General features: G+C 70.2%; 6 protein-coding genes. 4 read left to right on the top strand and 2 right to left on the bottom strand.

From position 1 onward, the window contains the following. Positions 1–70 precede the first annotated feature (70 nt). From D7Y13_RS03620 to D7Y13_RS03605, 4 genes are read left to right on the top strand one after another with little or no spacing between them, the layout of a single operon-like run. A complete protein-coding gene (locus tag D7Y13_RS03620) occupies positions 71–14,308 on the top strand; it encodes a non-ribosomal peptide synthetase (protein WP_120582360.1) in 14,238 nt (4,745 codons plus the stop codon). Continuing rightward, positions 14,301–18,467, top strand: a complete 4,167-nt coding sequence (locus tag D7Y13_RS03615) for a non-ribosomal peptide synthetase (RefSeq protein ID WP_120582359.1) — start codon at positions 14,301–14,303, stop codon at positions 18,465–18,467. The genes D7Y13_RS03620 and D7Y13_RS03615 overlap by 8 nt, the downstream gene beginning before the upstream one ends. After that, positions 18,464–19,807: an MFS transporter gene (locus D7Y13_RS03610; RefSeq protein WP_120582358.1), complete on the top strand. Its 1,344-nt coding sequence runs from the start codon at positions 18,464–18,466 to the stop codon at positions 19,805–19,807. The genes D7Y13_RS03615 and D7Y13_RS03610 overlap by 4 nt, the downstream gene beginning before the upstream one ends. A 39-nt stretch (positions 19,808–19,846) precedes the next feature. Beyond that, positions 19,847–21,589, top strand: a complete 1,743-nt coding sequence (locus tag D7Y13_RS03605; RefSeq protein ID WP_120582357.1) for a fatty acyl-AMP ligase — start codon at positions 19,847–19,849, stop codon at positions 21,587–21,589. Positions 21,590–21,643: 54 nt separating this feature from the next. Here D7Y13_RS03605 and D7Y13_RS03600 read toward each other — a convergent pair whose 3' ends face one another. Next, the gene (locus tag D7Y13_RS03600) at positions 21,644–23,077 is read right to left on the bottom strand and encodes a protein-disulfide reductase DsbD family protein (RefSeq protein WP_120533516.1); all 1,434 of its coding nucleotides are present in this window, start codon (positions 23,075–23,077) and stop codon (positions 21,644–21,646) included. A gap of 69 nt (positions 23,078–23,146) precedes the next feature. Continuing rightward, positions 23,147–24,674: SPFH domain-containing protein (locus D7Y13_RS03595; RefSeq protein ID WP_244222311.1), on the bottom strand; the 1,528-nt coding region annotated here is incomplete at its 5' end.

The following is a 24,674-nucleotide window of genomic DNA, read 5'->3' as shown; positions in this document are numbered from 1 at the left end:
CCCGCCGGTGTGGCGCGCAAGGCCAGTCCTCGCGCCCTCACGGGGCCCTACCTGATTTCCGATCACGCCCATGAACGCTGAAACCTTCGTCTTCCCCGTCTCGTTCGCCCAGCAGCGGCTGTGGTTCCTGCACCTGATGCAGCCGGACAACCCGAGCTACAACATCGCGGGGGCCGTGCGGCTCCAGGGTGTGCTCGACGTCGGCGCGCTCCAGCGGACCTTCGACGCGATGGTGGAGCGGCATGAATCGCTGCGCACCACGTTCGCGCAGGAGGCGGGACATCCCGTCCAGGTCGTCGCGACGGAGGGCACCGCGCCCGTCGTGCTCGTGGACCTGCAAGCGCTCCCCGAAGCCGAGCGTGAAGAGGCGGCCCGCCAGGGCACCACGGAGGAGACGCGCCGTCCCTTCGACCTGATGCGCGGCCCCCTGCTGCGCGCGCACCTGTTCCGCCTCACCACGACGGACCACGTCCTCGTGATGACGATGCACCACATCATCTCGGATGGTGGCTCGCTGGGCATCCTCATCCAGGAGGTAGCGCAGCTCTACGCGGCCTTCTCCTCGGGCCGTGAGCCGGAGCTGGAGCCCCTGCCCATCCAGTACGCGGACTATGCCCAGTGGCAGCGCGAGTGGCTGAGCACCGAAGGCGTGCTCACCGAGCACGTGGCCTATTGGAAGAAGCAGCTCGCGGGCGCGTCCCTGCTGCAACTGCCCACCGACCACCCGCGCCCGGCCATCCAGACCCAGCGCGGCGCGCTGCTGCCCCTGCACCTGCCGTCCAGGCTCGTGGCGGAGTTGCAGCGGCTGAGCCAGCGCGAGCGGGCCACGCTGTTCATGACGCTGCTGGCGTCATTCCAGGCCCTGCTGTCGCGGTACACCCATCAGCACGACATCCTCGTGGGCGCGCCGCAGAACAGCCGGGGCCGCGTTCAGACCGAAGGACTCATCGGCCTGTTCGTCAACACGCTGGTCCTTCGCGGCGACCTGTCCGGCAACCCCACCTTCCGCGAGCTGCTCCAGCGCACCCGCGAGACGACGCTGGCGGCCTACTCTCACCAGGACATCCCCTTCGAGCGGCTGGTGGACGAGGTGCAGCCGGAGCGAAACCTGGCCTACACCCCGCTGTTCCAGGTCGCGTTCAACCTCCAGGCCCAGGCGCCGCAGGCGCTGGTCCTCCCCGGCGCGAAGATTGTCCCCATCGAGGTGGAGACAGGCACCGCGAAGTTCGACCTGACGCTGGACCTCCAGGAGAGCGCGGACGGGCTGCGCGGCTTCTTCGAATACAACCGCGACCTGTTCGAGCCCTCCACGATGGAGCGGATGCGCGGGCACTTCCAGACGCTGCTCGAAGGCATCGTCGCGCAGCCGGATGCGCGGCTGGAGTCCCTGCCCCTGCTGACGCAGCCCGAGCGCCACCAACTGCTCGACGTCTGGCCCGTCCTCAAGGACTTCTCCGGCCGGGACTGTCTGCACCAGCGCTTCGAGGCCCAGGTCCGCAGACGCCCTGACGCCATCGCCGTGGTGGGCGACGGCGAGCGCCTGACCTACGCGGAGCTGGACGCCCGCGCCAACCAGCTTGCCCATGCGCTGCTGGCGCGTGGACTCGCACCTGAAACCCTGGTGGGCCTGTGCGTGGAGCGCTCGCTGGCCACGGTGGTGGGCATCCTGGGCATCCTGAAGGCAGGCGGCGCCTACGTGCCGCTCGACCCGACGTACCCCGCGGACCGGCTGGCCTTCATGGTCGAAGACAGCCGGATGCCGCTGGTCATCACGCAGCGCGCCCTGGTCGAACGCCTGCCGGCGAGCGGCACGGAGCTGTTCGTGCTGGAGGAGGCCTCGGAGCTGCTCGCGGGGCAACCCACCCGGGCGCCGGGCCTCGCGCTCGACAGCGACCACCTGGCCTACGTCATCTACACCTCCGGTTCGACGGGCCTGCCCAAGGGTTCGCTGCTGCCGCACCGCAACGTCACCCGGCTCTTCGAGGCGACGGAAGAGTGGTTCCACTTCGACGAGAAGGACGTCTGGACGCTGTTCCACTCCTACGCGTTCGACTTCTCCGTCTGGGAATTGTGGGGCGCGCTGCTGCACGGCGGCCGGCTGGTCATCGTCCCGTACCTCGTCTCGCGCTCGCCGGATGCCTTCTACGAGCTGCTGAGCCAGGAGCGCGTCACGGTGCTGAACCAGACGCCCGCGGCCTTCCGCCAGCTCATCCAGGCCGAGGAGCGCAGCGAGTCCGGCCCGCGTCCGCTCGCCCTGCGCTACGTCATCTTCGGCGGCGAAGCGCTGGAGCCCGCGAGCCTCGTGCCCTGGTTCCGCAGGCACGGCGACACGCAGCCCCGGCTCATCAACATGTACGGCATCACCGAGACGACGGTGCACGTCACCTACCGTCCGATGAGCATGACGGAGGCGGAGCGCACGCAGCAGAGCCCCATCGGCGTGGCCATCCCGGACCTCCAGCTCTACGTGCTGGATGCGCGCCTGGAGCCCGTGCCCGTGGGCGTCGCGGGGGAGATCTTCGTGGGCGGCGCGGGGCTCGCGCGCGGCTACCTGGGCCGGCCCGCGCTCACCGCGGAGCGCTTCATCCCCCACCCGTACAGCCGCACGCCCGGTGCCGCGCTCTACCGCACCGGCGACCTGGCGCGCTTCACGAAGGACGGACAGCTGGAGTACCTGGGGCGCATCGACCATCAGGTGAAGATCCGCGGGTTCCGCATCGAGCTGAGCGAAATCCAAATCGTCCTCAGCCTGCACCCGGCGGTGCGCGAAGCCCTGGTGCTGGTGCGCGAGGACGTGCCCGGCAACAAGTCGCTGGTGGCCTACGTGGCCGCGCCGAAGGAGAGCACGCCCAGCATCAATGACTTGCGGCAGTACCTGCTCGGGAAGCTCCCGGACTACATGGTGCCGGGCGCCTTCGTGATGCTGGAGCAGTTCCCGCTGACCGCGAACGGCAAGGTGGACCGCAAGGCCCTGCCCACGCCGGATCAGTCCCGTCCCGACCTGGGCACGCAGTACGTCGCCCCCCGCACGCGTCCGGAGGAGGTCCTCTGCGCCATCTGGGCCGAGGTGCTGGACGTGGAGCGCGTGGGCATCCACGACAACTTCTTCGCGCTGGGCGGCGACTCCATCCTCAGCATCCAGGTGCTGACGCTGGCGCAGCGCGAGGGCATCCGCTTCTCGCTCCAGCAGCTCTTCCAACACCAGACGGTGGCGACCCTGCTCCAGGCCGCGGAGGTCCGCGCGGCCACGACGGAGGAGCTGCCGCGCACCGAGCCGTTCAGCCTCATCACGCCGGAGGACCGCGCCCGGCTGCCCGCCGACGTCGAGGACGCCTACCCGCTGGCCCGCATCCAGGCGGGAATGCTGTACCACATGGCGTTGGCGCCAAACTCCAACATCTACCACAACACCGACAGCTTCCATTTGCGGCTGCGCGTCCCGTTGGATCCGGTGCGCTTCGAGGAAGCGGTGCAGGCCATCGTCGCGCGTCAACCCGTGCTGCGCACGGCGTTCGACATGACGACGTACAGCCAGCCGTTGCAGTTGGTGCACCGTAGCGCGCACCTCTCCATCGAATTCGTGGACCTGCGCCACCTGTCGGACGCGGAGCAGGACGCGGAGATCCACAAGCTGCTGGAGCTGGAGAAGCAGCGGCACTTCGAACTGTCACGGCCGCCGCTGCTGCGCTTCTTCATCCACCAGCGGGCGGAGGGGTCCTTCCAGTTCACGCTCACCGAGTGCCACGCCATCATCGACGGCTGGAGCCTGCACTCCACGCTGGTGGAGATGTTCAACCACTACCACGCGCTGCAGGGCGGACAGACGCCGCCCCCGGCGGAGCAGACGGGCCTCACCTACCGCGACTTCGTGGCGCTGGAGCAGCGCGCGCTGGCGTCGGAGGAGCATCAGCGCTACTGGCGCGACCAGCTCGCGGGCGGCTCCGTCATGCGGCTGCCGCGCTGGCGGCGTGCGCTGCCGGAGGGCGAGCCGAGGATCGCCACCGTCAAGGTGCCCATCTCCCAGGAGATCCACGCAGGGCTGAAGGCGCTGACCCGGACCGCGTCGGTGCCCTTCAAGAGCATCCTGGTGGCCGCGCACCTCAAGGTCATGAGCCTGCTCAGCGGCCGCGAGGACGTCATCACCGGCATGGGCGTCAACAGCCGGCCGGAGGAAGGCGACGGCTCCAAGCTCCGGGGCATCTTCCTCAACACCCTACCCTTCCGCCTGAAGCTCGCGCCTGGAAGCTGGACTTCGCTGGTCCACGCCGCCTTCGAGAGCGAGCGCACGCTCTATCCCTTCCGCCGCTACCCCATGGCGGAGATCCAGCGGCAGTGGGGCCGTGAAGCGCTCTACGAAGTCATGTTCAACTACATGCACTTCCACGTGCTGCACGACCTGTCCGGCACGCTGGCCTCGGTGGAGACGCTGGGCGTCATCCGCTCCGAGGGCACCAACGTCACGCTGGCGGTGCACTTCCAGACCGAGCCGCACACCCAGGAGTTGACGCTCGAGCTGGACTACAACGCCGTCGAGCTGGAGCACGAGCAGGTGGAGCGCATTGGCGCCTCCTACGCACGCGTGCTGAACGCCCTGGCCTTCCACGCGGAGGAGGCGCACCACCTGTCCTCCGCGCTGCCGCCTGACGAGCAGCAGCGGATGCTGGTGGAGTGGAACGCCACCTCCGTCCCGTTCCCCCGGACGACGACGTTCCAGGAGCTCTTCGAAGCCCAGGCCAGGATGACGCCGGACGCGGTGGCGGTCGTGGACGGCTCGCGCTCGCTCAGCTACCGCGCCCTGGATGCGCGCGCCAACAAGCTCGCGCACCACCTGCGCTCGCGGGGCGTCGGCCCGGAGCACGTGGTGGCGCTCGGGCTGGAGCGCTCCATTGAACTGCTCGTGGGTCTGCTGGGCGCGCTCAAGGCGGGCGCCGCGTACCTGCCGCTGGACGCCACGTACCCCGCCGAGCGGCTGGCGTACATGCTGACCGACTCCCGCGCGGCGATCCTGCTGACCACGAAGGCGCTCGATGCGACGTTCGCGTCGTCGTACGTCAAGCGCGTCTTCCTGGATGCCTTGGAGTTCATTGGCCCGGCGTCCCCGCTGGCCCTGCCCTCCAGCGCGGGCAGCGAATCCCTGGCGTATGTCATCTACACGTCCGGCTCCACGGGCCTGCCCAAGGGCGCGATGATCACCCAGGGCGGTCTGGTCCAGTACCTCACCTGGGCCGCCAGGACGTATCAGGTGGAAGCCGGGCAGAGCGCCCTGGTGCACACCTCCATCGCCTTCGATGCCACCGTCACCAGCCTCCTCACGCCGCTGCTGCGCGGCGCGACGGTGCGCATGCTGCCCGCCGGCAACGAGCTGGAGACACTCGCGCGGGTGTTGCAGGAGGAGCGGGGGCACGAGCTGGTCAAGCTCACGCCCGCGCACCTCCAGGCGCTCTCCCATCTGATACCGCCGGCCGCGCTGGCCCGGCTGGACAGCACCTTCGTCGTGGGCGGTGAGGCCCTGGCCCCGGCCACGGCGGAGTTCTGGCGGGAGCACGCGCCGGGCGTCCGGTTGATCAACGAGTACGGTCCCACGGAGACCGTCGTCGGCTGCTCCATCCATGACGTCACCAGAGACGGCCTGCGCGAGGGCATCGTGCCCATTGGCCGGCCCATCTCCAACACGGAGCTGTACATCCTCGATGAGCGGATGCAGCCCGTGCCGGTCGCCGTGGCGGGCGAGCTGTACATCGGCGGCGCGGGCGTGGCGCGCGGCTACCTGATGCGTCCCTCGCTCACCGCGGAGCGCTTCGTGCCGGACCCCTTCAGCGGCCGGCCCGGTCAGCGCCTCTACCGCACGGGCGACCTCGCGCGCTTCCTGCCGGATGGGACGCTCGACTTCATCGGCCGCCGCGATGGCCAGGTGAAGCTGCGCGGCTACCGCATCGAGCTGGGAGAGATTGAAGCCGCGCTGCGCATGCACACCTCCGTGCACGACGCCGTGGTGCTGGTGCGCGAGGACGAGCCCGGCGACCCGAAGCTGGTCGCCTACGTCGTGCCCAGCCCGGAGCGGCAGGTGGAGGCCATCAGCCTGCGCACCCATCTGCTGCAGCGGCTGCCCGGCTACATGATTCCCTCCGCCTTCGTGGCGATGGAGGAGCTGCCCCTCACCTCCAACGGCAAGGTGAACCGCAAGGGGCTCTCCTCGCCCACGCTGCGGGCCATCGACACGGTCGTGGGCCCGCGCAACGACACCGAGTCGCTGGTCGCCAGCATCTGGGCGGACGTGCTGCGCACGGACCGGTTCGGCATCCACGACCACTTCTTCGACCTGGGCGGACACTCCCTGTTGGCCACGCAGGTGGTGTCGCGCGTGCGTGAAGCCTTCGGTCTGGAGTTGCCCATCTCCGCGCTCTTCGAGGCGCCCACGGTGGCCACGCTGGCCGAGCACCTCCAGGCCCTGCGCGCCCACGGAGCCGGCGAGGCGCCCCCGCCGCCGCTCACGGCCTACCCCCGCGAGGAAGCACTGCCGCTGTCCTTCGCGCAGCAGCGCCTGTGGTTCCTGGATCAGATGCAGTCCGGCAGCGCCTTCTACAACATGCCCGCCGTCCTCCGGCTGACGGGCACGCTCGTGCCGGAGACCGTGCGCCGCTGTCTGGAAGAGCTGCTGCGCCGCCACGAAATCCTCCGCACGACGTTCCAGATGAGCGGACAGGCCCCGGTGCAGCGCATCGCTCCGGAGGCGACCCCGGCGCTGGAATTCATCGACCTGCGAGCACTTCCGGCCGAGCGCCGCGAGGAAGAGGCCCGGCGGCTGGCCACGGAAGAGGCTCAGCGGCCCTTCACGCTGTCCACCGGCCCGCTCTTCCGGGGCGCGCTCATCCGGCTGGGTGAGGACGAGCACCTGCTCCTGCTGACGCTGCACCACATCGTCGCGGACGGCTGGTCCCTGTCCGTGCTCGTGCAGGAGGTGGCGGAGCTGTACCGCGCCTTCTCCGCGAATCAGCCCTCGCTGCTGCCTCGCCTGCCGGTGCAATACGGCGACTATGCGCGCTGGCAGCGCGAGTGGTTGTCGGGCCCGGTGCTGGAGCGCCAGCGGGACTACTGGAAGCAGCGACTGGCGGGGGCTCCGGCCTTCCTGGACCTGCCCACGGACTTCCCGCGTCCTCCCGTGCAGCGCTTCCTCGGCGCCACGCACCAGGGGTTGCTGCTGCCCGAGGACGCGGCCGCGAAGCTGCGGGACCTCTGCCGCCGCGAGAGTGTCACGCCCTTCATGGCGCTGATGGCGGCCTTCCAGGTGCTGCTGCACCGCTCCACCGGCGAGACGGACATCGTCTTCGGCACGGACATCGCCAATCGCAATCACTCCGGGACGGAGGGCCTCATCGGCTTCTTCGTCAACCAGCTCGTCATGCGGGGCGACCTGGGTGGAGACCCGTCCTTCCGCGCGCTGCTCGCCCAGGCGCGGCGGGAAGCGCTGGCGGCGTATGCCCACCAGGACCTGCCCTTCGAGGACCTGGTGAAGGCACTCAACCCCGAGCGCGACCTCGCGTACTCGCCGCTGTTCCAGGTGAAGCTCATCCTCCAGAACGCGCCCTCCTCCGACCTGGAGCTGCCCGGGCTGACGTTGCGCGAGGAGAGCAGCAGCACCGGCGCCGCCAAGTTCGACATGACGTGGGTGGTGACCGACACGGCGCGCGGTCTGGAATGCCTGTGCGAATACAGCACCGACCTCTACACGCAGGCCACCATCGACCGGATGATGGGCCACCTGCGCGAAGTGCTGCTGGGCGCGCTGGCCCGGCCCGAGGAGCGCATCTCCCGACTGCCGCTGCTGTCCGCGCAGGAGCGCCATCAAGTCCTGGGCGCGTGGAACGACACGGCGTCGCCCCTTCCCGAAGTCCTCCTCGCCCACCAGCTCTTCGAGGCGCAGGCGGCGCGCACGCCCGATGCGGTGGCCGTCTCCTTCGAGGAGAAGCAGCTCACCTACCGGGAGCTGGACGCCCGCGCCAACCAGCTCGCCTGGTACTTGAAGGAGCGCGGCGTGGGGCCCGAGTCGCGGGTGGGCCTGTGCGTGGAGCGCTCGCTGGACATGGTGGTGGGCATCCTCGGCATCCTCAAGGCCGGGGGCGCGTGGCTGCCGTTGGATCCCACCTATCCGGTGGAGCGCCTGGGCCTGATGATGCAGGACGCGTCCATCCCGGTGCTCGTCACGCAGGAGCATCTGGCGGAGGAGCTGCCCTCGCTGGGGCTGCTGGTGTGCCTGGATTCCGAATGGCCACAGATTGCCCGGAAGCCCGTGACGCCGCCGGGCGTGGAGCTGTCGCCCGACAATCTGGCGTACATCATCTTCACCTCCGGTTCGACGGGACGGCCCAAGGGCACGCTGCTGTCGCACCGGGGCCTGTGCAACACGGCGCTGGCGGCCGGTCGTGGCCACCGGCTCCACCCCGCGAGCCGCGTGCTGCAATTCGCGGCCTTCGGCTTCGACGCATCGGTGTGTGAGGTCTTCTCCACGCTCCTGGCGGGCGCGCGGCTGTGTCTGGCGTCGCGCGACGACATCATGCCCGGGCCTCCGTTGCAGGCGCTGCTGGCCTCGCAGGCCATCACCACCGTGACGCTGACGCCGTCGGTGCTCGCGCGGCTGGAGCCCACGGGGCTGCCGGCGCTGGAGACGCTCATCTCCGCGGGCGAGACGTGCACGCCGGAGCTGGCGCGCCGGTGGGTGGGCGCCTGCCACTTCATCAACGCGTACGGCCCCACGGAGGTGACGGTCTGCGCGTCGCTGGAGGACCACGTGGATCCGGAGCGACCCGGCATCGGCAAGGCCTGGCCCAACGTGCGGCTGTACGTGCTGGATGCGCGGATGCAGCCCCTGCCCGTGGGCGTGCCCGGCGAGCTGTACATCGCGGGCGTGGGCGTGGCGCGCGGCTACCTGGACCGTCCGGAGCTGACGGCCGAACGCTTCGTGCCGGAGCCCTTCGGCACGGTGCCGGGCGCGCGGATGTACCGCTCGGGGGACCGCGTGCGGCTGCGCGCGGATGGGTCGCTGGAGTTCCTGGGCCGCCTGGATCAGCAGGTGAAGCTGCGCGGCTTCCGCATCGAACTGGAAGAGATTGAAGCCGCGCTGGCGGAGCGTCCGGAGGTCAGCGCGGTCGCGGTCGCGCTGCGCGAGGAGGCGCCGGGCCGCAAGCAGCTCGTCGCCTACGTCGTCCCCGAAGAGGGCATGAACCCGGAGCCCAGGGCGCTGCGCGACGGGCTGGCCGCACGGCTGCCCGAGTACATGGTGCCCTCGGCCTTCGTCCTGCTCCAGGCCCTGCCGCTGACCGCCCACGGGAAGGTGGACCGCAAGGCCCTGCCCTCGCTGGAGCAGCAACACCCGCAGCAGCGCGAGTCCACCTACGTGGCCCCGCGCACGCCGGTGGAGCAGGCGCTGGCGGACATCTGGGCATCGGTGCTTTCGCGCGAGCGCGTGGGCATCCACGACGACTTCTTCGAGCTGGGTGGCGACTCCATCGTCAGCATCCAGGTCATCGCGCGCGCCACGGAAGCCGGGCTCTACATCACCCCGAAACAGGTCTTCCAACACAAGACCATCGCGTCGCTGGCGCCGCAGGTGGGCCAGGCACAGCGGCCCCAGGCTGAACAGGGCGCGGTGATGGGCCCCGGCCCGCTCACGCCCATCCAGCGCTGGTTCTTCGAGTGGGAGCGCCCCCAGCCCCACCACTACAACCAGGCCGTGCTGTTGGGCTTGCGTCAGCCGCTCGCACCCGCCCTGCTGGAGGAGGCGCTGCGCGCCCTGGTGGCCCACCACGACGTGCTGCGGCTGCGCTTCGATTCGACGCCCGAGGGATGGAAGCAGACGGGCACGGGCCTGGAGAACACCGTGACGCTGCGTCAGGTGGACCTCTCCGGCCTGGAGGACGGCCCCCAGCGCGCGGCACTGGAAGTCGAAGCACAGCGGGCCCAGGCGGGCTTCCGTCTGGAGCAGGCCCCGTTGATGGCCGCCGTCCTGTTCGACCTGGGCGCCCAGCGTGGCACCCGCCTGCTCCTCGCCATCCACCACCTGGTGATGGACGCGGTGTCCTGGCGCGTGCTGCTCATGGACCTGGAGTCGGCGTGCCAGCAGCTCCTGCGCGATGCCCCGGCGTCGCTGCCGCCGAAGACGACGTCCTTCCTCGCGTGGGCCCAGCGACTGGAGCACCACGCGCAGGGACCGGAGCTGGAGCAGGAGGCCGCGTACTGGCTGGGACAGTCCAGCGACGTGCAGGCCCTGCCCGTGGACGACGCGACGGGCGCGAACACGCACGCGTCGGCCCGCACGGTGACGGTCTCCCTGGAGACCGAGGAGACCCGGCTGCTGCTCCAGGAGGTGCCGAAGTCCTGGCGTGCCCGCATCGACGAGGTGCTGATTGCCGCCCTGGCCCAGGCGCTCTCCTCCTGGACGAACCAGTCCCGGGTGCGCGTGCAGTTGGAAGGCCATGGCCGTGAGGAGATCTTCGAGGACGTGGACCTGAGCCGCACGGTCGGCTGGTTCACGACCACCTATCCGGTGACGTTGGAGCTGCCCGAAGGTGGCACGCCCGGGGCCCGACTCCGGGCGGTGCGGGACGCGTTGCAGCAGGTGCCGCGCAAGGGCCTTGGCTACGGCCTGCTGCGCTACCTGCGCAAGGACGACGTGGGCCAGCGGATCCAGGCGCAGCCCGAGCCCCAGGTGTCCTTCAACTATCTGGGCCAGCTCGACTCGGCCTTGTCGCCCGCGTCCCTGTTCACTGCCTCGGATGAGCCCTCCGGCTCGCCGCATGGGAGCCTCGGCCGGCGCCGGCAGGTGCTGGACGTGAACGCCCATGTGCTCGGCGGCAGGTTGGAAGTGTCGTTCACCTACAGCCAGGCACTGCACCAGCAGGCCACGCTGGAGCGGGTGGCGGCGGAGTACCTCCAGGCCCTGCGGACGCTGGTGGCGCAGCGGGCCTCCGAGGACGCGGCGCGCGTGTCGCCTGGGGACTTCCCCCTGGCCCCGCTGTCGCAGCCCGCGCTGGACGAGCTGGTGCGCACCAGCCCCGGCATCGTGGACCTGTACCCGCTGTCTCCCATGCAGCAGGGCATGCTCTTCCACGCCCTGCTGGATCCCCGGGAGAGCGTGTACTTCGAACGGGCCGCCTGGACGCTGGAGGCGGACCTGGACGTGGCGGCGCTGCGCCGCGCATGGCAGCAGATCATCGCGCGCTACCCCATCCTGCGCACCCGCTTCGCTTGGGAGGGACTGGCCCAGCCGCTCCAGGTCGTCCAGCGCGAGGTCCACCTCCCGTGGGAGGAGCACGACCTGCGCGACAAGCCGCCCGAAGTGCAGCAGCGCTGGCAGTCCGATTGGATGGCCACGGATCAGGCGCGCGGCTTCAACCCGAAGCAGGCCCCGTTGATGCGCGTGGCCGTGCTGCGGTTGGCGGAGCGCAGTTGGCGCGTGGTGTGGAGCTTCCACCACCTGCTCCTGGACGGCTGGAGCGTCGGCCGGGTGCTCAACGAGATGCTGGCGTTCTACGACGCCGCGACCCGCCAGCAGCCGCTGCGGATGGAAGAGCCTCCGCTCTACCGGGACTACGTCGCGTGGCTCGTGAAGCAGGGAACGGCCCAGGCCGAGGGCTGGTGGCGTGAAGCGCTGAAGGGCTTCGGTGAGCCGACGCCGCTCCCAGGTGAGTCCGGAGGACAGGCCCGGAGCGCGCCGCAAGTGATGGGCGAGCGCAGGCGGCACCTGTCCGCCGAAGTGACGGAGCGGCTGCGCGCACTGTCGCGCCGCCATCAGGTGACGCTCAACACGTTGGTGCAGGCAGCCTGGGCGTTGGTGCTCGGGCGACATGCCGGCGCGGAGGACGTCGTCTTCGGCGCCACCGTGGCTGGCCGTCCGCCTGAGTTGCCGGGCGTGGAGCAGATGGTGGGCCTCTTCATCAACACCCTGCCGACGCGCGTGAAGCTGCCGCCCGAGCAGAAGGTGGTGGACTGGCTGAAGGCCTTCCAGGACTGGCAGGTGGAGCGCGCACCGTACGAATACGCGCCGCTGGTCCAGGTCCAGGGATGGAGCCCGGTGCCGCGTGGCACGCCGCTCTTCGAGAGCATCTTCGTCTTCGAGAACTACCCCGTCGAGGAGGCGGTGCGGCAGGGCGCCAGCCAGTTCGAGATCCGGGACGTGGTCGCCCAGGAGCGCACGAACTACCCGCTGACCCTCACCGCCCACGCCGACCGCGAGCTGCTGCTCCACATCGACTTTGAATCCCCCAGGCTCGAAGCCGCGGCCGTGGAGCGGATGCTCGAACAGATGGGCACGGTGCTGGAGGGCATGACCGAAGCGGAGGACAAGCGCCTGTGGCAGTTGTCCCTGCTCACGGGGGCCGAACGTCACCGCGTGCTGGTGGAGTGGAACGACACCCTCGTGGAGCCCGGCCAGATGGCCTGCCTCCCCGAGCTCATCGAAGCCCACGCGCGGCGGACACCCGATGCCATCGCCGTCGCCTCACCGGGAAGCGCGCCGCTCACCTACGGCCAGTTGGAGGAGCGCGCCAACCGGCTCGCGCACCATCTGCGTGCTCGCGGCGTCGGACCGGAGCACCTCGTGGGCGTCTGCCTGGAGAAGTCGCCCGAGCTGATCATCGCGCTGCTGGGCATCCTCAAGGCGGGCGGCGCGTACGTGCCGCTGGATCCCTCCTACCCCTCCGAGCGGCTCACGCGGATGATCTCCGAGGCCCGCCTGTCCCTGCTGCTCACGCAGCGGGACATCGCGGAGACGCTGTCGAACCCCGCCGTGGAGCTGTACCTGCTGGAGGAGGAAGCCCCCGCGCGGGCCCCGCTCCCCGCGAATGCACCGCCCTGGCGCTCCTCGCCGGAGGAGCTGGCCTACGTCGTCTTCACGTCCGGCTCCACGGGCACGCCCAAGGGCGTCATGGTCTCCCACCGCAACTGGGCCAACGCGTACCTGGGCTGGGAGCGAAGCTATGAGCTGACGGAGGGCTGCCGCAGCCACCTGCAGATGGCGAGCTTCTCCTTCGACGTCTTCGCGGGCGACTTCGCCCGGGCGATGGGCTCTGGCGGCAAGCTGGTGCTCTGCCCCCGCGAATGGCTGCTGGAACCGACGAAGCTCCATGCCCTCATGAAGGACGAACAGGTGGACTGCGCGGAGTTCGTCCCGGCCGTGCTCCGGGGCCTGCTCCAGCACCTGGAGGACACGCGGCAGCGGCTGGACTTCATGCGCGCGCTCATCGCGGGTTCGGATGCGTGGTTCGTCAGCGAGTACCACCGGCTGCGCGGCGTCATCGGCGGCACCACGCGGCTGATCAACTCCTACGGCGTCACCGAGGCCACCATCGACAGCACGTGGTTCGACGGCGACGGCCTGGGCACGGAGGGCAACCAGCTCGTGCCCATCGGGAAGCCCTTCGCGAACAACCGGCTCTACGTCCTGGACACGCACCAGCAGCCGGTGCCCGCGGGCCTCGCGGGAGAGCTGTTCATCGGCGGTGAGGGCGTGGCCCGGGGCTACCGCCTCCGCCCGGAGCTGACGGCCGAACGCTTCGTGCCGGACCCGTTCGGCCCCCCCGGCGCACGGCTGTACCGGACGGGAGACCGGGCGCGCTACCTGCCGGACGGCAACATCGAGTTCATGGGCCGCGCGGACACCCAGGTGAAGCTGCGCGGCTTCCGCGTGGAGCTGGGAGAGATTGAGTCCACGCTGGGACGGCACCCTTCCGTCCAGAGCGCGGTCGTCGTCCTGCGGGAAGACCCCAAGAGCCCCCGGCGCCTCGTCGCCTACGTGGTCGGCGCCTCGGAGGCGCTGGACACCACCGTGCTCCGTGACTTCCTGCGCGAGCGGCTTCCCGACTACATGATCCCGGCGCTCATGGTCCGGATGGACGCGCTCCCGCTGACGCCCAACGGGAAGGTGGACCGCAGGGCCCTGCCCGCGCCGGATGCCACCGCGCGCGCCGCGGAAGCCCAGTTCGTACCGCCTCGTTCGCCCACGGAGACGGACCTGCTCGCCATCTGGCGCGAGGTGTTGGGGCTGGAGTCCATCAGCGTGCTGGACACCTTCTTCGACATCGGCGGGCACTCGCTGCTGGCCACGCAGATCATCTCCCGTGCGAACACCGCGTTCCAGGTGACGCTGCCCCTGCGCGCCCTCTTCGAGTACCCCACCATCGCGGAGCTGGCGGAGCAGGTCGTCCTCGCGCAGCTCGAACAGGCGGACTCGGTCGCGCTCGCGCAGGCGATGGACGAGGTGGACGGTTTGTCGGAAGAGGAGCTGGAGAAGCTGCTGGAGGGCGCCAATGAGTGAGCTGTCCAAAAAGCTGGCGGGGCTCTCCCCTGAGAAGCGCGAGCTCATCCTGCGCAAGCTGCGCCAGCAGAACGCGCTCGCGACGCCCGAGTCGGTGGCACGTCCCACCGCCATCCCCCGGGCGTCCCGGGATCAGCCTCTGCCGCTCTCCTTCCCGCAGCGCCGCCTGTGGTTTCTGGACCAATTCGAACCCGGCACGCCTGCCTACAACATCCCGGAGTTCGCGCGGCTGCTCGGACCCCTCCAGCCCGACGTGCTGGAGCGAAGCCTCAACGAAGTCATCCGGCGCCACGAGGGCCTGCGCACCGTCTTCGTCTCCGAGGGCGGCGAACCGCGCCAGTCCGTCCTCCCCCGCCTGACCGTCCCGCTGCCTGTGGTGGACCTGTCGCACCTGCCCGAAGCCGAGCGCGGCGGGCGCTGTCAGGCGCTGGCGCTCCAGGTGGCCGGAGCGTCCTTCGACCTGGCCCGGGGGCCGCTGCTCCAGACCACGCTGGTTCGGCTGGCACCGGAAGAGCACGTCCTGCTGCTCGTGGTGCACCACATCGTGTCCGACGGCTGGTCCACGGGCATCCTCGTCCGGGAGCTGGCCGCCCTCTACGACGCCTTCAGTCGGCAGCAACCCTCACCGCTCCCCGAACTTCCGCTGCAGTACGCCGACTTCGCGGTGTGGCAGCGGGAACACCTGCGCGGGGACGTGCTCACCTCGCAGCTCGACTACTGGCGCAAGCAGTTGGAGGGCAGTGACAGCGCGCTGATGCTGCCCACGGATCGGCCGCGTCCCCGGGTCCGGACCCATGCCGGTGGCAAGCAGTCCTTCCGCGTGGACGCGGCGGTGACGCGACAGCTCCGGGGAATCGCGGGCCAGGAGAAGGCGTCGATCTTCATGGTGATGCTGGCGTCACTCCAGGCCCTGCTGTTCCGCTACACGCGCGAGCCGCGGATCAGCGTGGGCACGTACATCGCCAACCGGAACCGGACGGAGGTGGAGCCGCTCATCGGCTTCTTCCTCAACACGCTGGTCATGCGCACGGACCTGTCCGGCGACCCGACCTTCCGCGAGCTGCTGCGGCGCGTGGTGGACGTGACGCTGGGGGCCTACGCACACCAGGACGTGCCGTTCGAGAAGCTGCTGGAGGAGCTGACGCCCACGCGCGACACCAGCTTCTCCCCCTTCTTCCAGACGATGCTCGTCCTGCAGAACACCCCCGAAGCCTCGACCGGGCCCAGCCGCCTGCGCCTGGAGCCCTTCTCCGTCGCGGGCGAGCCCCATGCCCAGTTCGACCTGACCCTCTGGCTCGTGGAGGAGGCCGAAGGCCTGGAAGGCATCTGGGAGTACAACCGCGACCTCTTCGACGCCTCGACCATCGAGCGCATGGTCGCCCACTTCCAGACGCTGCTCGCCGGCATCGCCGCGCATCCTGAACAGCGGCTGCGCAAGCTGCCCCTCCTCCCGGAAACGGAGCGGAACCGGCTGCTGCGCGAGTGGAACCAGACGGAGCGCGCGTTCCCCGCGCACGTCTGCCTGCACCACCTCATCGAAGGGCACGCGGCGCGCACGCCCGACGCCATCGCCGTGGTGGATCCGACGCGGCGCCTCACCTACGCGGAACTCGACCGTCAGGCGAACCAGCTCGCACACCACCTGCGCACGCTGGGCGTCGGACCGGGGCGACTCACGGGCATCTTCCTGGAGAAATCCGTGGAGGTGGTGGTCGCGGTGCTCGCCGTGCTCAAGGCCGGTGGCGCATACGTCCCGCTGGATCCGTCGTACCCGCAGGACCGCACGGCGCTGATGCTCGCGGACAGTCGGCCCCAGGTCCTCGTCACGCGCGACACGCTGCGCGCCGTCCTGCCCGCGTCACTGCCAGCGACGGTGTGTCTGGATACCGACGCGCCCGCCATCGCCAGCCACCCCGTCACGTCCCCCGCGCAGGCCGTGGAGCCGGAGCAACTGGCCTACGTCGTCTACACGTCGGGTTCCACGGGGCGACCCAAGGGCGTCATGGTGACGCACCGGAGCCTCGCCAATGCGTACTTCGCCTGGGAGGACGCCTACCGGCTGCCCACGCTGCGCGCCCATCTCCAGATGGCGAGCTTCTCCTTCGACGTCTTCTCCGGCGACTTCACGCGCGCCCTGGGCTCCGGCGCGACGCTGGTCCTCTGTCCCCGCGAGTGGCTGCTCGAACCGGAGCGGCTGCACACCCTGATGCTGCGCGAACAGGTAGACTGCGGTGAGTTCGTGCCCGCGGTGGTCCGCCTGCTGATGGGCCACCTGGAGGAGCAGCGCCAGCGCCTGGACTTCATGCGGCTGGTCATCGTCGGCTCCGACACCTGGGACATGCGCGAGTACCACCAGCTCCGCGCCCTGTGCGGCCCGCAGACGCGGTTGGTGAGCTCCTACGGGCTCAGCGAGGCGACCATCGACAGCACGTTCTTCGAGAACGCCACGCCCACGCCCAGCGAGCAGATCGTCCCCATTGGCCGCCCCTTCGCCAACAGCCGGATGTACCTGCTGGACGCCCAGATGCAGCCGCTGCCCATCGGCGTCCCCGGCGAGCTGTACGTGGGAGGCGACGGACTGGCGCAGGGCTATTGGGGTCAGGCGGGCCTCACCGCCGAGCGTTTCGTCCCCAGCCCCTTCGACACCACGCCCGGCGCGCGCCTGTACCGCACCGGCGACATGGCGCGCTACGCGGCGGACGGGACCATCGGGTTCATCGGCCGCAACGACTCGCAGGTGAAGATCCGTGGCCACCGCATCGAGCTGGATGAAATCAAGGCGAAGCTGCTGGAGCACGCCTCGGTCCAGGCCATCGAATTGCTCGTGCACGAAGAGGACGGCAACCGGCAGCTCGTCGCGTACCTCACCCTGACCGTTCCTGGCGCGGTGGGGCCGGAGGAGCTGCGGCAGCACCTCAAACAGCACCTGCCACCGTACATGATCCCTTCGGCCTTCATCCTCCTGGAGGCGTTCCCGCTCACGCCCAACGGCAAGGTGGACCGCAAGGCCCTTCCCGCGCCCAAGGGACTCCAGCGCGCGCAGCAGGAGGACTTCGTCGCCCCGCGCGACGAGGTGGAGCGCCAGCTCACGGCCGTCTGGGAAGAGCTGCTCTCGATGCGGCCCATCGGCGTGCACGACAGCTTCTTCGACCTGGGCGGACACTCGCTGCTCGCCGTGCGGCTGACGGTGCGGATCCGCGAGCAACTGGGACGCACCCTGCCCCTGGCCACGCTGTTCCAGGGACCCACCATCGAACAGCTCGCACGGGCCCTCCGGGACGATGCGCCCGCGCGGCCCTGGTCGCCGCTGGTGGAGCTCCACTCCGGCCATGGACAGCCTCCGCTGTTCTTCGTGCCGGGCGCGGGAGGAAACACGCTCTACCTGCGGGACCTCGCGAAGCGGCTGGGCTCCACGCGCACCGTGTATGGCCTCCAGGCCCGGGGGTTGGATGGGCTCACGCCCGCGCACCAGTCCGTGGAGGAGATGGCCGAGTGCTACGTGGAGGCCCTGCGACAGGTGCAGGCACACGGGCCCTACTTCCTGCTGGGCCATTCCTTCGGGAGCTGGATTGCCTTCGAGATGGCGCAGCGGCTGCGCAAGCAGGGAGAGACCGTCGCCTTCCTCGGCGTCCTCAACACCACCATTCCGCTGGAGCCCGCCGCGCACACGGAAGCCCCCGCGTTCGACGACGCGGACTGGATGGCCAGCGTGGCCAGCACCGCGGGCCGCCTCTATGGCGCGGACCTCATCCTCACCGCCGAGGAGCTGCGCCCCCTCTCTCCCGAGGAGCGACGCGCGGAGCTGACCCGACGGCTGGTGGCGACGGGCCTCCTGCCGCCCGGCACGAGCAGCCAGCACGTCCACGGTCTCATCGAGGTCTACAAGACCGCGTATCGGATCGACTACCTCCCCCGGGACACCGTCCCGGTGCCCATCACCCTCTTCCAGGCCCACGAGCGCCACGAGGATGACGGCATCGTCCCGACCGACTTCGCGGGCGATGCGACCTGGGGCTGGAAGCGCTACGCGGACCGTCCCGTTCACGTCGAACAGGTCCCGGGCGATCACATGACGATGATGGTCGCCCCGCATGTGGAGCCGCTGGCGGAGAAGCTGCGCGAACACCTGGACCGCGCCCGGGCAGAGGTCTCCGGATGACGACCACCGCCACCGAGACGGAACACCCGTCGTTCCCCCTCGCGTTCGCCGTCCTCATCTGGCTCGGCCAGTGCGTGTCGCTGCTAGGCTCCGGACTGACCAGCTTCGCGCTGGGTGTCTGGATGTACGAGACCACCGGCGGGGTGACGCGCTTCGCGCTCGTCATGCTGTCCGCCACGCTCCCGGCCATCCTGTTGGGACCGGTGGCGGGCGCGTTGGTGGATCGCTGGAACCGCCGCTGGGTGTTGATCCTCAGTGACTCCGTCGCGGGCCTGATGTCACTGGCGCTCGCGACGCTGCTGTTCAGCGGCCACCTCCAGCCGTGGCATGCGTACGTCACCACCGCCGTCGTGTCGGCGGCCAGCGCGTTCCAGCAACCGGCCTTCGGCGTCCTCGTCTCCACGGTCATCCCGCCGCAGCACCTGGGCCGCGCCAACGGAATGGTCCAGTTGGGACTGGCCGCCTCGCAGCTCATCGCGCCCATGGCGAGCGCCTCGCTGATGGCGACCATCCACCTCCAGGGCATCCTGGTCATCGACGCGGTGACGTTCGTCCTGGGCACGCTGCCGCTGTTGCTGTTGCGCATCCCGAAGCGGTTCCTGACGACGCCGGCCCAAGAGGAACGCCCGTCGCTGGGGGATTCCGTGCGTGCGGGCGCGCGTTACCTGGGCACGTCGCCGGGCCTGCTGGTGCTCATCGCGCTGCTGGCTACGAGCAACTTCTTCGTGGGCGTCGTCGAGGTGCTGGTCACCCCGCTGGTGCTCTCCCTGTCCAACGTGAGCGCGTTGGCCGCGCTCACCACCGCGGGCGGGGTCGGTCTGCTCGTGGGCAGTCTGGCGATGAGCGCCTGGGGCAGCCCCAAGCGCATGGTCCACGGCATCCTCGCGGTCCAGTTCACCAGCGGGGTGCTGTTCATCCTGGTGGGCTGTGTCACTTCCATCCCGCTGCTGACGGGCATCGCGTTCTGCTTCTTCTTCAGCATCCCGCTGGTCAACGGCGCCAGCCAGACGCTGCTCCAGCGCAAGGTCCCCCTGGAGCTGCGCGGGCGCGTGTTCGCGTTCACCGGAACGCTCACCGGCGCGATGCTTCCGCTGGCCTACACCCTCTCCGGACCGCTGGCGGACCGGGTGTTCGAACCGGCCCTGCGTCCGGGCGGCGCGCTCGCCGCGCTCGTGGGGGGCTTCATCGGCGAGGGCGCAGGACGGGGCATCGCGGTGATGTTCGTCCTCGCGGGCCTCCTGACGATGCTCGTCACCGTGCTCGCGGCGCTCTCGCGGCCCCTGCGTGGACTCGATGGACCCGACGCCTCCGCCGCCAGCGACGTCGCCGGCAGCCCCTGATCTCTTTCAAGACCTTCGAATCACCGGAGCCCGCACACCATGCCTCCCGTCAATGCACCCGTTGAGACCCTGACCGACCTGCTGCGCTGGCGCACCCAGCGCCATCCGGAGTCCTACGCCTATACCTTCCTGCCGGACGGTGACGGCGCGGAGCAGAACTGGACCTACGCGGAGCTGGACCGGCAATCGCGCGCGGTCGCGGCGCAGTTCCAGGCGTACAAGGCCAACGGCGAGCGGGCGCTGCTGCTCTACCCGCCGGGCCTGGAGTACCTGGGCGCGTTCTACGGCTGCCTCTACGCGAACGTCATCGCGGTGCCGGCCTATCCGCCGCAGTACTTCCAATCCATCTCCCGCATCCTCTCCATCCTCCAGGATGCCCGGCCGCGCTTCGCGCTCACGACCGCCGCCATCCTGGAGACGGTGCGGGCCCTCCAGGGTGACTACCCGCAGCTCGGCGACATCCAGTGGATCGCCACGGACGCGCTGCCGGCGGGAATCGAGGAGACGTGGAAGGCGCCCGCCGTGAAGGGGGATGATCTGGCGTTCCTCCAGTACACGTCCGGATCCACGTCGACGCCCAAGGGCGTCATGGTGCTGCACCGCAACCTGATGTCGAACCAGGCGATGATCCAGCGCGGCATGGCGCTGGACGAGCAGTCCACCATCGTCAGCTGGCTGCCGCTCTACCACGACATGGGTCTCATCGGGACCGTGATGCAGGCGCTCTACAACGGCTCGCGCGCGGTGCTGATGTCGCCGTGGTCCTTCCTCCAGCGGCCGTCGCGCTGGCTGCGCGCCATCAGCCATTACCGTGCGGATCTCAGCGGTGCGCCCAACTTCGCCTACGCGCTCTGCACCCGGAAGGTGAAGCCCGAACAGCAGGAGGGGCTGGACCTCAGTGGCTGGCGGGTCGCCTTCAACGGCGCGGAGCCCGTGCGCGCGGACACGCTGCACCGCTTCGCGGAGGCCTTCGCCCCGGTGGGCTTCCAGCGTCAGGCCTTCTACCCCTGCTACGGCCTGGCCGAGGCCACCCTCTTCGTCACGGGCGTGACGCCCGACAAGGGGTTCACCGCGCGCACGGTGGACGCGGGCGCGCTGGAGAAGCACCGCGTCGTCACGGTCGAGCCGGGCACGGCGAACGCACGGCAGGTGGTCAGCAGCGGAAGGAGCTGGGGCGACTCACGCGTGCGCATCGTGGAGCCGGAGACGTTCAAGGCCCGAGCGGACGGCGAGGTGGGCGAAATCTGGGTCGCGGGTCCCCACGTCACCCAGGGCTACTGGGGCCGCGCGGAGACGGACACGCAGACCTTCGGCGCCCGCATCGCCGGCAGCGACGAAGGCCCCTTCCTGCGCACGGGCGACCTGGGCTTCGTGCTGGACGGGGAGCTGTTCGTCACCGGGCGGCTCAAGGACATGATCATCATCGACGGTCGCAACCACTATCCCCACGACATCGAGCAGACCGTCGAGTCGCAGCACCCGGCCTTCCGCGTGGGAAGCTGCGCGGCGTTCTCCGTCGAGCGCGACAACGAGGAGAAGCTGGTGGTGTTGATGGAGGTGGACCGCCGCTACACCCCGGCCGCCGGAGGCGAGTCCGCCCTGGAGCTGAAGCAGCTCACACGCAAGCTCCAGCAGGCCGTCGCCGCCGCCCACTCCGTGGAGCTGCACGACTTCGTGCTGTTGCAGGCGGATGAGATCCTCAAGACCTCCAGCGGCAAGGTGCAGCGCCGGGCGTGCCGTGAGAAGTACCTGGAAGGCTCACTCCAGCGCTGGCAGGGCTGACGTCTCTCCCAGGGCGCGGAAGGACGTTCTCCTTCCGCGCGCCTGCAGGAAGCCCTACTGCACGACGACCTTGCGCATCTCCACCGTGAAGGGCTCCGGCGGCAGGAACCCCGTCACGCGCGGGCTCTTCATCACCGTGCCGTCCGGATGCACGAAGGCCACCGTGGGCAGGCCCTCCACGCCCAGCTTCTCCATCAGCGCGTCCAGGTGATCCTCGGTGTTCGTCGCGTCGATCTTGATGGTGAGGAAGCGCCCGGACTCCGCCTGGGTGATGACCATGCTCGACGGGTAGGTCTCCCGGTCCAGCTCCTTGCAGGCCGCGCACCAGTCCGCGAAGAAGTCGATGAGCACCGGTCGCCCCTCCGCCTTCGCGGTCGCGAGCACCTGTTCGAACTGGCGCGGATCAAACGGCGTCTGCTTGGGCGGCATCACGTGGTGCCACTGCCAGGACGGCGCCTTCGGGGGCTGCGCCAGGCCCATGCGCACCCACAGCTCCCCCGTGGGCCGCGCGTCCAGCGCGCCGCCGCGCACCACCAGCGCGCCCACCACCAGCACCACGCCCAGCGCCTTGAAGCCGAAGTCGCGCGCGCCTTCCTTGAAGGAGCGGTGCACCGCGCCCGCCAGCACGCCCAGGGCCGTCAGCACCGCGGCGATGAGCGCCCCGGGCACCTGCCCCACCTGGTTGCCCAGCGTCTTCACCGTGTCGCGCGCCCAGGGGAAGGCGTCCTTCAGGTACGAGAACGCGAGCGCCACCAGCATGATGCCCAGCACGCTCTTCACCCACTCCATCCACACACCGCCGCGCGGCAGCCGCACCGTGAACACGCCGATGAGGAAGAACGGCACGCCGATGCCCAGCGCGTAGATGAACAGCAGCGTCGCGCCCAGCGTCGTGTTCGCGGACTTCGCCACGAACGCCAGCAGGCCCGTCAGCACCGGCCCCGTGCACGGCGCCGCCAGGAACCCGGACACGCTGCCCATCAGGAACGCGCCCGCCACGCCCGCGCCGCCCACGTGGCTCAGCTTCGTCTGCAGCGACGACGGCAGCGCCAGTTCGAACGCGCCGAACATGGACGACGCCAACAGCAGCAGGAACAGCGCCAGCACCGTCACCACCACCGGGCTGCCCAGCATGGAGCCGAACGCCTGCCCCGTCTTCGCCGCCAGGATGCCCAGCGCGCTGAACACCACGCCCATGCCCACGATGTACGACGAGGTCAGCGCCAGCGAACGGCCCCGCCCTTCCGCCTTCCGCGCGCCGAACACCGACACGGTGATGGGGATGAGCGGGTACACGCACGGCGTCAGCGCGGTGAGCAGCCCTCCCGCGAACACCACCCCGGCGCCCCAGAGGAGACTGCCGGACTCCAGGAACCGGGCCGCGTCCAGCCCGGCGCTCGGGCCCGTGGGCAGCACCCACGGCACCACGGCCACCGCGAGGCCCGCCACCACCGCGACCGCCGCCGCCGTCAGCTTCATTCCATTCATGCGTGCCTGGCTCCCCGCTCGTCCCGGATCCGGGAGGCTCCCTTCTATATGCGGAGCCCGGCGGGGCGGCTACTCCACCGGCATCGCATGAGGGGGCACCGGCACCTTCAGCCCCGCCGAGCGCGCCAGCCCCATCACCCCCTCCACCGCGGCGGCGATGTAGCCAAAGGGGTTCGCGCCATCCACCGCCGTCACGTGCACCTCGCCCATCTTCTGCTGGAAGGCCGCCGCCACCTGGGGGAGCTGCCGCGCCAGCGTCATCTGGATGACCTCCGGGCTCACCGTGTTCTCGATGTCGCGCAGCGCCCTCGCCCGCTCCAGCTCCAGGCCCTGCTGCGCCCGGGTGCGCCGCAGCTCCAGCTCCGCGATGCCGACCTCCGCCTCCGCGACGGACTGCTTCGTCAGCAGCACCTGAAGCCGGGCGGACAGGTGCTCGGCCTCCTGCCGGGCCTCCGCCAACTGGATTTCATGGCGCGCGGCCTCCGCCTCCTGCTGGCGCGTCAGGCGCTCCAGCTCCACCTGGGCCTTCGCGACCTCCGCCTCCTGCGCCAGCCGCAGCTGCTCCAGCTCGCCCTGCGCGCGGTTGAACGCGAGCTGCCGCTCACTGTTGAGCTGCGCTTCGGCAAGCCGGGCCTCCGCGGCCAGGGCCTCCAGCCGGGCCTGTTCCTCCGCGGCCTGCGTCTGCATGCGCACCTCCTCCTGCGCGGCCAGCTTCGCGAGCGCCACCTCGCGCTCCACCGCCGTCTGCTCCTGCTGCGCCTGCCGCTCCTGCGCGAGCCGGGTGCCGGCGACGCGTGCCTCCACCGCAAGCTGCTCCAGCCGCGCCTGCTCCTCGGTGGCCTGCGTGCGCTGGCGCACCTCCTCCCGCGCGGCGAGCTTCTGGAGGTTGAGCACGCGCTCGCCCTCCGTCTCCTCGCGCCGCACGAAGCGCTCCTTCGCGAGCTCCGCCTCGCGCGCCTGCCGCTCCTGTTCGCGGCGGAAGCGGGCCTGCATGTGCTCGAAGACGGACGCGGACAGCACGCGCACGTCCTGGATCTCAATCGTGTCCAGGAGCACGCCCCAGCCCGTGTCGGTGCGGTCCTGCAGCCGGCCCTGCCCGGAGAGCACGGGGGCGATCTCCCGCATCAGCTCCTCCGCGATGCCCTCCTTGCGCCGCGTGAGGCACTCCTCCACGGTGAGGTTCGCGACGAGCCGCCGCGCCGCGCCCACGAACATCTCCCGCAGCAGCTCCGCCAGCTTCTCCTGCGCCCGCTCCGGGTAGCTGAAGTTGAGCATCCGGAAGGCCACCAGCGGATCCGCGATGCGGTACACCGCGAGCCCCGTCACCGCCACGCCCACCTTCTCGCTCGTCACCTGATCCGCGGTGAACTGCAGCCGCTGGATGCTGGTGGGCACGATGGCCACCGAGTCCCCAGGCAGCTTGAAGCAACTGGCGCCCTGGCCACTCACCTCGCGCACGCGCCCCCGGCGCATGTGGATGAGGAACTCGCTGGGCCGCGCGGTGATGAGCCCCCAGCCCTTCACCTTGTCCGGATCCTCCGCCGGCTTGCCCGCCCGCCACCCGTCCGTGTAGCGGGAACGCTCCAGGCCCCCCTCC

The sequence above is a fragment of the Corallococcus praedator genome, assembly GCF_003612125.1.
In the GTDB taxonomy this organism is placed as follows: domain Bacteria; phylum Myxococcota; class Myxococcia; order Myxococcales; family Myxococcaceae; genus Corallococcus; species Corallococcus praedator.
This window is presented reverse-complemented; position numbering and strand designations above follow the sequence as displayed.

What these genes read in the sequence shown, in the direction of transcription:
- D7Y13_RS03620 (WP_120582360.1), top strand. Translation starts at nt 71, where the DNA reads ATGAACGCTGAAACCTTCGTCTTCCCCGTCTCGTTCGCCCAGCAGCGG.
- D7Y13_RS03610 (WP_120582358.1), top strand. Translation starts at nt 18,464, where the DNA reads ATGACGACCACCGCCACCGAGACGGAACACCCGTCGTTCCCCCTCGCG.
- D7Y13_RS03600 (WP_120533516.1), bottom strand. Translation starts at nt 23,077, where the DNA reads ATGAATGGAATGAAGCTGACGGCGGCGGCGGTCGCGGTGGTGGCGGGC.
- D7Y13_RS03615 (WP_120582359.1), top strand. Translation starts at nt 14,301, where the DNA reads ATGAGTGAGCTGTCCAAAAAGCTGGCGGGGCTCTCCCCTGAGAAGCGC.
- D7Y13_RS03605 (WP_120582357.1), top strand. Translation starts at nt 19,847, where the DNA reads ATGCCTCCCGTCAATGCACCCGTTGAGACCCTGACCGACCTGCTGCGC.